This is a genomic window from Arsenophonus apicola, assembly GCF_020268605.1.
Taxonomy (GTDB): domain Bacteria; phylum Pseudomonadota; class Gammaproteobacteria; order Enterobacterales; family Enterobacteriaceae; genus Arsenophonus; species Arsenophonus apicola.
On record NZ_CP084222.1, the window covers coordinates 1,294,861 to 1,307,960 of the forward strand.

The 13,100-nt window shown below is 32.0% G+C and carries 9 protein-coding genes and 1 pseudogene; all 10 read left to right on the top strand.

The genetic code is table 11. The features are described 5' to 3' along the window. The 10 genes and pseudogenes from holB to LDL57_RS06025 all read left to right on the top strand — a co-directional run bounded on the left by holB (position 1) and on the right by LDL57_RS06025 (position 13,098). The gene (gene holB / locus LDL57_RS05980) at positions 1-990 is read left to right on the top strand and encodes a DNA polymerase III subunit delta' (protein ID WP_180560226.1); all 990 of its coding nucleotides are present in this window, start codon (positions 1-3) and stop codon (positions 988-990) included. Between the two features lie 11 nt (positions 991-1,001). Then, the gene (locus LDL57_RS05985) at positions 1,002-1,787 is read left to right on the top strand and encodes a metal-dependent hydrolase (RefSeq protein WP_180560227.1); all 786 of its coding nucleotides are present in this window, start codon (positions 1,002-1,004) and stop codon (positions 1,785-1,787) included. 40 nt (positions 1,788-1,827) lie between these two features. After that, positions 1,828-2,187 (top strand): purine nucleoside phosphoramidase, encoded by a 360-nt coding sequence (gene hinT / locus LDL57_RS05990; RefSeq protein ID WP_180560228.1) that lies wholly within the window; start codon positions 1,828-1,830, stop codon positions 2,185-2,187. 155 nt (positions 2,188-2,342) lie between these two features. Next, positions 2,343-2,918, top strand: coding sequence for a penicillin-binding protein activator LpoB (lpoB, locus tag LDL57_RS05995; RefSeq protein ID WP_180560229.1), 576 nt, complete (start codon positions 2,343-2,345; stop codon positions 2,916-2,918). Beyond that, on the top strand, positions 2,881-3,771 hold the full coding sequence (locus LDL57_RS06000) for a phosphotransferase (RefSeq protein WP_180560230.1): 891 nt from the start codon (positions 2,881-2,883) through the stop codon (positions 3,769-3,771). The genes lpoB and LDL57_RS06000 overlap by 38 nt, the downstream gene beginning before the upstream one ends. A gap of 52 nt (positions 3,772-3,823) precedes the next feature. Then, positions 3,824-4,837: a beta-N-acetylhexosaminidase gene (nagZ, locus tag LDL57_RS06005; protein ID WP_180560231.1), complete on the top strand. Its 1,014-nt coding sequence runs from the start codon at positions 3,824-3,826 to the stop codon at positions 4,835-4,837. A gap of 2 nt (positions 4,838-4,839) precedes the next feature. Continuing rightward, positions 4,840-5,376: pseudogene (ycfP, locus tag LDL57_RS06010) on the top strand (alpha/beta hydrolase YcfP). A 259-nt stretch (positions 5,377-5,635) separates the two neighbouring features. Beyond that, positions 5,636-6,184, top strand: a complete 549-nt coding sequence (locus LDL57_RS06015) for a hypothetical protein (RefSeq protein ID WP_180560232.1) — start codon at positions 5,636-5,638, stop codon at positions 6,182-6,184. 242 nt (positions 6,185-6,426) lie between these two features. After that, positions 6,427-12,171: a C80 family cysteine peptidase gene (locus LDL57_RS06020; protein WP_225507263.1), complete on the top strand. Its 5,745-nt coding sequence runs from the start codon at positions 6,427-6,429 to the stop codon at positions 12,169-12,171. Positions 12,172-12,246: 75 nt separating this feature from the next. After that, entirely contained in the window at positions 12,247-13,098 is an 852-nt protein-coding gene (locus LDL57_RS06025; RefSeq protein WP_180560234.1) for a hypothetical protein, read from the top strand. Positions 13,099-13,100: the final 2 nt, after the last annotated feature.

Genomic DNA, 13,100 nt, shown 5'->3' on the forward strand with positions numbered 1-13,100 from the left:
ATGAACTGGTATCCATGGTTAAATCATGCATATAGACAAATAATTGCTATGCACCAAAACAAGCAAGGGCATCATGCATTGTTGTTACATGCTAATGCTGGAATGGGAAGTGAGGCACTCGTTTATGCTATTAGCCGATGGCTAATATGCCAACAGCCGTCGGCGATGAAAAGCTGTGGTAGTTGTCATAGTTGTCAACTAATGTTAGCAAAGACGCATCCAGACTGGTATAAAATTGACGCCGAGAAGGGTAAAAATACGATAGGTATTGAAAGTATTCGTTATTTAACCGAAGTTTTAGTTAGCCATGCACAGCAAGGTGGCGCTAAAGTTATTTGGTTTCCTCGTATTGAAGCATTAACCGAAGCGGCAAGTAATGCGTTATTGAAAACTTTAGAAGAACCGACGAACAATACCTATTTTTTGTTAGAGTGTCGTGATCCTGCACTATTGCTAGCTACTTTACGTAGTCGCTGTTTCTATTATTATCTTCCTGCGCCGGAGCATAAAACGGCTATTTCTTGGCTACAAAAACAAAAAATATCGTTAGCGTTAGTTGATATTGAAACGGCCATAAAACTTAATGCGGCAGCACCTCTGGCTGCGTTAGCCCTGTTACAGCCAGAAAATTGGCAAAAAAGAAAGCAATTCTGCCAATCACTGATGCAACATTTAGCAACTAAGACACTTTTCAGTTGGTTACCTGAATTGGATCAGCCAGATGCAGTCGAACGGATCAATTGGTTGATAAGTCTATTGTTAGATGCAGTAAAATATCAACAGCAAGCAGGTAATTACTGTGTTAATCAAGATCAGCCATCATTAATTACTAAATTGGCCGCTATTAATACTGCTGATGTCTTATTAAAAAGCGCGATGGAATGGCAAAGTTGTCGTTATCAATTAATGTCAGTGATGGGGTTAAATCAGGAATTACGATTGGCATCTCAGTTAATTAACTGGCAGCGCGCACTATATCACCAAAATTAAAAGAGTTTATTATGTTTTTAGTTGATTCTCACTGTCATCTCGATTGTTTAGATTATAAGAATAAGCATAAAGATATCGATGATTTTATCGCAAAAGCGGCAGCAAACGAGGTAAAATATATTCTGGCTATTGCGACCACGCTGCCGGGCTTCATTAGTATGAAAAAGCAGATTGGTCAGCGTGACAATGTGGCATTTTCATGCGGTATACATCCACTTGATCTTAATAAAGGTTATGATTTTGATGAACTAGCCTGCTTAGCGTCAGGCTCTGAAGTTGTTGCATTAGGTGAAACAGGTTTGGATTATCACTACCAAAGTGAGAATGCTAAATTACAACAAACCGCTTTTCGTCAACATATTCGTATAGGTTGTCAATTAAACAAACCCGTTATTATTCATACGCGAGCAGCCCAGCAAGACACATTAACAATATTAAAAGAAGAACAGATTGCTGATTGCGGTGGGGTTTTACACTGTTTCACGGAGGATGAGCGGATGGCTAAAGCATTATTAGATTTAGGGCTTTATATCTCATTTTCCGGTATAATGACATTTCGTAATGCCGAACAGATCCGCCAAGCTGCACGTATGGTGCCCTTAGATCGCATTTTGATTGAAACCGATGCACCTTACTTGGCGCCCGTTCCCTATCGCGGCCAAGAAAATCAGCCAGCTTATGTAAGAAATGTGGCGCAGTTTTTGGCTCAATTAAAAGGCGTAGATATTGAAGAAATTGCGCGAGCTACTACGCAAAATTTTTGTGATCTTTTTCATTTAACCATTAAACGTGATTAACCCGCTTGCAACTTCATAAAAAGATTTAAAGGATGAAATTATGGCAGCAGAAACAATTTTTAGTAAAATTATACGTCGTGAAATTCCTGCTGATATTGTTTATCAGGATGATTTAGTGACAGCCTTCAGGGATATAGAACCACAGGCACCAGTGCATATTTTAATTATTCCCAATATTTTGATCGCTTCCATCAATGATGTGAAACCTGAGCATGAACAAACATTAGGCCATATGATCACAGTCGCGGCAAAGATTGCTGAGCAGGAAGGTATTGCTGATAGCGGCTACCGTTTAATTATGAATTGTAACCAACATTCCGGTCAGGAAGTTTTCCATATTCATATGCATTTAGTCGGTGGTCATCCCTTAGGGCCGCTATTAACAAAAAAGTATAAATAAATTTTTAAATTGTTATTTTGTGGATTTGTTATTAAAGAGACAACTAACGTTTTGTTGGTTACTCTTTTAATTATAAAGCAATTTATATTGCTATTTTGGCACAGGCTTTATTATTCAGTTTACCTTGCAATTTAAGGTATACAGGAGAAGAGTAAATGAGACGTATTTTTCAACTTATGGTCGTGACATTCCTATTAGTCGGTTGCTCATCGATAACGAGTAAAAAACCGGCACCTGTCATTACAATCGAACCCACTGAGCCTAACGAGCAACCAATAACACCAACATCGCCAGATACTGTACCGCAACTACCAAAATTAAAAACAGTAGATTGGTCAACCACGGTTATTCCTTTAGCCAATCAATTGGTGCAAGCCCCAGGGGTTGAGTCAGGCAAAGTGTTATTGATTGATTCAATAAAAAATAATACCAATATGTCAATTCAATTAATGCCAGCAACCGACGCCATTATTGATGCTGTTAATAACCAAAATGTATTCAAATTAGTTCCACAAGATGTGGTGGCAAATGCCCGTAAAGCTTTGGGCTTATCTCAGGAAGACAGTTTAGTTACGCGAAGTAAAGCTATCGGCTTAGCGCGTTATGTACAAGCTGATTATGTGCTTTATTCAGTTATTTCTGGTAATCAACAACAGAGTGAAATTGAAATGCAGTTAATGGGAGCACAAACGGGTGAGATCCTATGGTCGGGAACAAATCGCATTGAATAAAAAAGAAACACTTATAATTTTGTTATTACAAAAATACCCGACAATAGCCGCTAATAAGTGGCAAATTAAAGCATTACCAGGGGCAAGCGGAGGAAGTTTCTATGTTAAAGCAAGCCCAAATATTAAATTGATAGCCCGTTTTGCAGGAAAAAATGAGCGTTTATTAGGTATTAATCGACAAAGAGAGCGTAAAATATTACGTCTGCTTACGCAGTTTGTTGCTGCTCCCCAGATAATCGGGGCTAATAATGACTGGTTATTATTAGAATGGCTTGCAGGCGAGGTGGTTACTGATACAAGCACGAGTTTACAAGAATTATATCAACCACTAGGTCGTAGACTGGCCTCACTGCATTCCTATCCATTATCGGGTTACTCACTGCATCTTAAACAACATTTAGCCAGTTACTGGTATCAAATAGACCGACGCAGATTATCAGCTGATTGGTTAAATTTACATCATTTTTTTCAACATACCCGCCAACCTAAAACCAGCAAAAAAGTGCTCGCCCATCTTGATATCCATAGTGGAAATGTTCTATTGGCTGAGAATGGAGTTTTAAAACTGTTAGATTGGGAATATGCTGCTGACTGTGATCTGGCCTTTGCTTTGGCAACGTTATTCGCGACAAATGATTGGGATAAAAATGCCCAACACCAATTTTTGCACTATTATTGTCAGCAGCCACATGCATATAAAGATTTTTATATATTAAATCAACTAATTGCCTTATGGCAGCCATGGGTTAATTATATGAGAATGATGTGGTATGAAGTTCGCTGGATGCAGACAAAAAATCCGCAATACTTGGTATTGGCGCAACCTATTAGAGCAGGGTTAGGCTTAGTTTGAGCATACTGATATTAAACAGTGTTCATAAAGTATGATATTAAGCAGGTAATTTATGGGACCGATTATATTAGATCTTGAGGGATTTGAATTAGAGGCTGAAGAGCGTGAAATTCTAAACCACCCACTAGTTGGTGGTATTATTCTTTTTACCCGCAATTATCATGATCCTGAGCAACTGAGAGAGCTTGTCCGCCAAATTCGCCATGCAGCGCATAACCGTTTACTTATCACTGTCGATCAAGAAGGTGGCCGCGTGCAAAGATTTCGGCAAGGATTTACTGCGCTACCTGCGGCACAAGCTTTTGCTGCACTTAACGATCAGGATATAGCGGCTAAATTAGCAGCAGAAGCTGGCTGGTTAATGGCAGCAGAAATGATTGCGATGGATATTGATCTCAGTTTCGCACCAGTGCTGGATATTGGGCATTATTGTATTGCGATTGGTGATCGTTCTTTTCATCAACAACTTGATATCGCTATTGTGATGGCTGAAGCTTTTATTACAGGTATGCATGCTGCAGGAATGAAAACAACAGGTAAACACTTTCCAGGTCATGGAGCGGTTAGCGGAGATTCCCATAAACAGACACCAATTGATGAGCGTGCACTAGCTCAGCTCAGTTCACATGATATGAAAATTTTTAGTTATTTTATTCAACGAGGTTTACTTGATGCCATAATGCCAGCGCATATTATCTATACTAAAATTGATGAACGGCCAGCGAGTGCTTCGGCCTATTGGTTAAAATCAGTGTTGCGCCAACAGCTAGGATTTAGCGGAACAATATTTTCTGATGATCTTTCTATGGCCGGAGCGGCGATTATGGGAGGATATGCCGAGCGGGCACAGGCTGCTCTTAATGCTGGCTGTGATAGGCTACTTATTTGCAATAATCGTGTCGGTGCAATAAATGTATTAGATAGTTTACCGAATGAAAAATATAACCAAACGGTAAATCTTTTTCATCATGCACAGCCATACTCTTTAGCTGAATTGCAAAAAACACCACGCTGGCAAGCGGCGAATTTAGCATTAACGTCCTTGTGGGAAGAATGGCAGAGGTAGATATGATTATTTATTTACATGGTTTTGATTCAACTAGTCCTGGTAACCACGAAAAAATAATGCAATTACAATTTATAGATCCGGATGTGCGTCTTGTCAGTTACAGTACTCTATATCCCCGGCATGATATGCAACACTTACTTAAGGAAGTTGATAAAAATATTCAAAGTGTTACTGAAGAGCCAATTTTAATTTGTGGTATTGGCTTAGGCGGGTTTTGGGCTGAGCGGATAGGATTTTTATGTAATATAAAACAATTAATGATCAATCCCAATCTATTTCCTTATGAAAACATGATAGGAAAAATTACCCGGCCAGAAGAGTATTTAGATATTATGACTAAATGTGTAGATAATTTCAGGCAAAAAAACAAACATAAATGTATGTTAATATCATCTCGACATGATGAAATTATTAATAGCCAAAAGAGTGCCAATATTTTAAAAACTTATTAACCTATAATTTGGGATGAAAAACAAAATCATAAATTTAAAGATCTGTCATACCATTTAGCAACAATTAAATCATTTTATAATTAGGTTTAATATTTGATGTTATCTCTAGTAATATTATTATTTAATTATAAAAATTTAATGGTTTACTTTTAATTGAAATTTTCAAAATGGTAATATATAAAAATATATTACTAAATTAATTTGTTTTTATATATCATCCTAAATTTCTATTTAATTTTTGCTTGTTAAAAAATAAACTACTCTCTTTTATTTTTTTTATTTTTTGTTATTAATGGCATCTACTTTGACTTTTAAAAAATAATAATTTATAAGGTAAGGTACTATGCCAAATATTATGAAATATTTTTTTGATATTAGTTTTTCACAAGATAAATATATCTATAATGAGTTTGAAGATAAATTATTATTTATTTTTAGTAAATTTGTCGCAGCTAACGATAGTAAGATTACCGAAGGTATTACAGGTTTATGCGCAGCGATTAGTTCGGAATATTTAACACATGTTCGTCAGGGAGGTTTAGAACAAGGTAAAAACTACCTGGCCAGTATAAAATATTTGGCAAAAATTTTAGATAAACAGATCTCTCCCTACGATCCTCCTCTTTTTAAAGCCATGCTTCAGGCAAGAAAAATTCATGCGCAAGAAAAATTTAATCGTTTATTAATTGATTTGGCTAAGCGGCAGCGGGAATCTTTTGATATGATGGATATGGCCAGCTATTATCCCGCATACCCATTTTGGCCACACAAAGATCTAAGTGAGACTATATCCAATTATATGGAAAAAGTTATTTCATATGAAAGTGAAATGCAAAGTTTACGTAAAAATAGATATTGGTTCAAAGAACTATTTGTTGAGATAACACGTTAATTAGATAATGAGAATTATAATACTGAGGAAATTAAATTTTTCCTGAAAATGCATTTATTTCTCTTAAAAAGAAGTATATTGAAAAATATATCAAGTACTATAATGATAGAGGGTTAAAAACAATAAATAATAGTCAAAGATATATATTTAATGAAATTAATATTGATGAGTTTATCAAAAAAAATATAGACATTGATGATATAGATAAAAATAAATATTATGAATTTTGCTCTGTAGACCATATGATGGCTATTGTAATAGAGAAAAATAGTAAAACAGGAAAATTAATTTATGCTTTTTTTGACCCTAATAATGGGGTAATACAGATAGAAGATAAAGATATATTTATTGATTTTTTAAATTATATTGTTAAGATTAGACGGGATAGCTATAATTTTATTGGATTCCATGATGGAACTATTGATGTATTTATTTCTGAAATGGAATATAATGAGCAGATTACCGAACAGGCAATTTTACCTAAATTAGATGAAAACTTAATTAATATAACAACCAATAAGATCTTTTGTGAAAATCAGAATAGATTTATTCTTGATTTAAAAACTAAAATTAATTTTAAAAAATTTAATGATAATACTAGAACTACACTTATAGAATTTATTAGTGAAAAACATAAACCAAAACGTATTAATATTTTGATGGATTCTCTTTCAGTTGATGAAATATTAAAATTCTTTACTAGCCAACATAAAAATATTTTAGCATTATCAGATAATAATCTTCATGTACGTATAACTAATGAAAATTATAAGATCCGTAAAATAATCAATGGTAGCGACATTATTGATCGTTTGCCGAATAGAAGAGAACTATTAGAATTTTATCTCTCCGATCCTATTGCTATATTGTCGCGTGAACAATTTCCCGTTGAATTATTTGAACTTCATAATAATGAGGATTTGGGTGATATTGCACCAATGAAACTTGATAATTGGTGGGATCCAAGAGTTAATCCGGAACTTATTCCTCAGCAAAATAAAATGGAATTAGTAAAGCCACAGCTAGCACAAGCTAATAATCTTTATAATGTTATCATCCAGCTAGAAGGTGAAGAAATTATTAATAAAGCGGCGGCAAATTTAATTGGTAAACATCCAAATAATACAATATTAATTCAATATGATCTGGAAAATAATCAATATCGACTAGTATATGGTGATATTGATAAACTGTTAACTAGCAATAGCCGTTGGTTACTAATTGGGCATGGTCGTTTTGATGAACAGAAAAAACAACGAGTATTTGCTAATCAAAGTGCTTATACCATAGTTGATAAACTAAAAAAATTAAAAGAAACATTATTAGTCAATAATGAACCAGAAAAAATAATCTTATTGGGTTGTAAGCTTGATCAAAATAATTTACTGGATAATTTTGCTCTCAATATCAGTCAGGAGTTTTGGCATAAAGATTTTAAATCTACCATAGTGGCCTATACTAAAGATTTAGCTATTCATTACAATGGTAGGAAAGTAGTTTATTTGGATGAGAGTACAGATAGTAAACAGCCGGCAAAATACTATAAGAATCAGTATCAAAAAGATAATAATAGTGGTGAAATTATCATTAATGGTGAAGCTTTAATTTTATATCTTTTACGACAAATACATGCAGGCGATGTTTCGTTATCAAGTATAATAAATAATTATGATAATTATCTTAGCCAATATTTTCATTATTTTGATGGCAAGTTAAATTTAGATTTGCTAAAAATAATTGCTTATGATAACGAGGCATTTAAAATATTTACTGATTATTTTGCTAATCAGAATCGAATAAATAATAATTATGATATTGGTTTATTAATTGATAAGTTAAATGGAGAAAATATTTCTAATGTGCCATTATGGGCAAAAGTAAATGCAGAAAATATAAAAGGTAAATCAGCAGAAATATTAAATAAAAATAGCTCACAAATAATCTTTCGTTTTTCTGGCGATAAAAAATTTCGTCTACAGGCTGAGTTATTAGCTAAGGATAATCCAGAAAATACTTTTATTTTCCAAATAGATAAAAATTCAAATACAGCAATCTTAGAATATGGTGATTTAAATAAATTAAATAATACAGGGATTAAAAAATGGCTATTATTAGGTAATATTGTGACGTATGAGGAACAATCTCTATTCGAAGGAATGACATCGGCAAAACTAGTAGATACGCTTAGTGAAGTAAAGCTGTACCTTAGTCTAAATATTCCGGCTGAAGTTTGTTTCTTTTCTCAGCAAGCCTTAGGACAACTTGCTAATCCTTATGATCCAACTGGTATTGCCAATGAAACTGCAATAAATTTAGCAAAAAGAGCCATAAATAGTACTGTATCAACTTATCAGCAAGAAAATTATCAGTTACCATGGTTTTCATCAGAATATATAAATGAACAATATGTGCTTGCTGCTGATCATAAAAAATTATATCGATTTAATTATAATAATGAAATAAAACAGTTATATATTAACAATATTCCTATTGAACAAAGTTTGTTAATGGATATTGTGACAGAGAAAATTGATCTCAATAATCAAAGCCATAAATATGCTTATCATTTACAAAGCTATCTAGTTGATGAAAACAATTTATTAGATTTGAAAAAAATAGATCAAATTAAATTTGATCCTATTATTAATAAAAAAGTTAATAATTATTTTGAGGAGAATAAATATATTGGTACTCAGAAACTCATTGAGTGGCGTAAGTTATTTTTAAATAATAACTTACCCACTATACAACAACAAGCTTATGATGCAAAAATATTATTAGAAAATATTGCCTATCGTCCTGAAATTATTCACTATATTAGTCCTTACTCTAAATATCTATTATCTCAACTATTCGACTATCCAAATGGAATAATAAATATGCGAGAATTAATGATGTTAATTCATAATCATCAATTATTAGAGAATTTAAAAACATCATTAATAGAACTTGCAGGTATTGATGAACGGAGTGAACTCAGTCAATTAAGTTTGCCGCACGCTTTAAAAAAGAGCCAGCAATGGCATAACTATTATCTTAATAATATAATGAGCTTAGCTAATAGAGTTGCTAAAAAATCTCTTCCCATGTTTAACATAGCTATAAATCCTATGCCTCATGCTTTTTATTACCAAATGAATAGTCAATTGGGAAGAAATCTAGCATTATTATATGCTTACAATGAAAATAATATTGAAAATTTAACTCAGTTATTACAATACCATCATAGTTTATTAGAATTTTCTCGAAAACGAGCGTTAACTTATGAAGAGCAACAGTTCTTAGCAAATATTAATTCTGTATTTGATCGTATCGATTATCTTTTTACGCAAAATAAAATTGTGAATGAAAAAAATATTAATCAATTAGTAAAATTATCAATAGGTAAATATCAGTTAGATATAAATAATAATATTTTTACTATTTTAGTGCAGGATAAAAATGATGATTTTTACACTTGCAAAATTTATGATCCGAAAATGGGAGAAATAAGATTAGATTTTATTCGAAAAGATAGTGTATATGAAGATCTTCTATATTTTATGAAAATATATCTTGATGATGAAATTATTATTGGTAATAAAAAATATCATCGTTATGACATGTTGGGTATTAAAAAGGAACAGAACAATACCTATCGTATCAAATTATATGAAATAAAGCATGATGAAATATTTTATGCTAATTTAGCGAGATTAATAGTAAAATTACCGCTAAATCAACAAGAAAGCCAAGTTTCAGTTAAAATTGATGAAATTGTTATTCCACTTGCTATTTTACAGCAGGCTGGCGCATATGTTGATCAGAAAAAAATATCCCTATTCTCAATTAGAAACGTTACTGATTGGCAGAAAAAAATACGTTTTGATGTGGTAGCTTTAAATGATTACCTTAGTTTTTATCAAGACAGTCAAAATAATATTAACTTAATTAAAATTTTAAAAGCGAAAATTAATTCAATCAACAATTATACAGATCTATTCATTAATAGTGATAATTTGAACGATCTTGCTGTAATTATGCAGCGCTTTGCTTATATTGAGCAATATAATAGTCAAAAATTTGCTGATAAAAATTTACAATTAAGTTTGCAGAAAGGCATATCTCATTTGCCTCGCTATGCACTATTAGTTAATAAACTTGCTAATAGCATACCGTTATTCAGTTTGATCCAATTAGTGACCGCAACGCAATCTGTCACTATGCAACTATGTAACGACAATTTGTCTGATAATGAAAGGCAGTTATTAGAGGATAACCTCATAGTAGCCTGGGCTGCCAATATCACTAATTTTAGTGTGCAGGCTTTACAACCAATATTGTTAAAAGCGGCTTATAAAGTAAGTGGTTCATTGAGTAATGCCAGTAGGTTTGCTAATCGAGTTAACGCTGGCCTGACAATTGCCGCAACTGGTTTTGATCTTTACTATGCCTATGAAAATTTTAGCCAGTTAGAAAATGAACATGATTTGGCAATCAGGCAAGATTTGCTGGTTAATGGCATATTATCATTGATCAATGCAGGTGTTAGTGCTTCTACGGCTTTGGCTATTATGGCGGGATCATCAACGGCGGGACCATTAGGGGTGATTGTCGGTACCGGATTAATGTTAGGCGGTATGTTTTATAATGCTTATCGGCTTATTCAACGAGTAGAGGAAAAAATTGCCCTTACTAGCCACGAGAAATTTCAGCTAGCCATTGGTTCAATATTAGGACTGCAACCGAGTTATTCGATCCAAAATAAATTATTACAGCAACAAACTGCGGCTCAGTTAAGACTTTACCGACAACAGAATGAGGCAAATTTTTTTAAGCAAGTATTACAACCAGCTGGGTATAATTTGAGTATTTTCCGTTTGGAAGAAGAAAATATTGCTGAATTACCACTCTATCATTTATTTGATAACCACAATAATCGTTATCTGACTGCAAAAAAATATTATGATTATCAATATGATCTTCAATATTTAAAACATGATTTGGATATTTTGTCATTACCACTTAATTTGTGGAAGCAACAGCATATTGATGAAACACTAGAAAGCATAAAGCGCAAATTTACTAAACAAGAAGTAGAAAAAATTATTGCGCAACATCCTAATCGTTATCAAATAGAACTAACTAAGATAAAAACCTATATACCCGTTTCTTATCAGCCATCAGACGAAATAATATTATTTAGTAACAAATATAATCATGTTATTAAACTGATGTCTAATCAACCTTATTTTGATCGAAAATTACCTAGTGTCGAGACAGTAAACGCTATTTATTCATTACAAAATAATAATCAAATACAATATTCTAATGAAAGTTTGCAAAAATTTTTATCAAAAGATAATTTAATAAATTTTATAACCGGTATTAACTTTAATTTAGCCAATGGTGATGATGCCATTGTTGGTTCTCAGGTAGTTAAAAATCAGTTTATTTGTGGTAGTGGGAAAAAAATTTTTATTGGTGGTGAGTTTGACGATGTTTTTATTCTATTATTTGACAAAATAACAGGGGATGAAAATAAGTATTTCGATGGCAATAGTGGGAATGATACATTATCGGTCGAACTCTTACCTTATTATCAATTAGTCACAACTGATAGTTCCACCCAGCCAGCCAATAATCTAACAAAAGTAACAGGAACGTTTATTAATTTACCACAAGGTGAATTGAAGTATTTAACTGAAAACTATATTGATAATTTTGCCAATGTAGCAGCATTAATAAGAAAAAATTACTCAACGGAAGTTTTAGTAGATTTTATTAATATAGAGAATGTTATAGGTAGTAAACATAGCCAGGATTTAATTTTAGGTAATGAAAAGGATAATATCTTAAATGGGCGGGGAGGTATTGATATTATTTATGGGCAGGCAGGTAATGATACGTTGATATTAAATAATGGTTATGCAAATGGTGGCGAAGGAGCAGATACATATATTATCGAGCGTTATAACTGGTTGGATTATAGAGAAGAACTTCCTTGAAATGAACAAAGCTATTATTGGGATATTGATAATGAAAGATGGCAAAATTTAGATAACAATAAAATTGACTTAAAATTGGGTTATGATTTAAATGCCCATATTGTGATTGATGAAGTTGAGAAAGAGAATAGGAGTGTTATTGTTTTTAATTATAAATTAGATGAAATTATAGAGATTAAATTAGTGGATACCGATATTTATCTACAAATTTTATCAGATAAAGGGTTAATTAATGGTGAAATTAAGCCCGGTATAATCGATATAAGGTTAAAAAATGCCTATATAAGTTTAGGGAATGATGAATTTGCACTTAATCATGAATATCTATTACAAACTATGGATGGTTTTTTATTAACTTTGTGTTTACCTCAAAAGCTAACAAAACAACATATGCCAGAAAAAATATTTGAAATAATCTATTTTGATAAACTAGATAAACTTAATGCGGGCAATAATATTAGCGAAATTGAGATTAATTTAACGCAAAATAGTATAAAAAATGATCATAAAAAATATTTATTACCAGCTACAATTAAGCCTGTAACGACAATTAATAATGCGCAACATACTATTTTTCATGGTTATAAATATAACAATCATTTTACTTCAATCAAAAAAAATAATTATATCTATTTTTCACATGGTATTGATATTTATTTGCTTGATGATTTGGTTAGCACAGATAAAATAAACGATAGTATTACCTTTGATTTTAAAGAAATTAATGCTTCATTTACTAATGAAGATATTTTTATTATTGTAGTAAAAGAGTATAGTGGTTATGATTTTATTTTTGAAGACAATTGTTTATCTTATCAAGCTTCATCTCAATTAGCACAAATTAAATTTGTTAATAATTTAGGTGATTTTTATGGCAAAATATACCTTTTAGATAAAAATAATCAATATTTTTTTATTAATTATTAAAA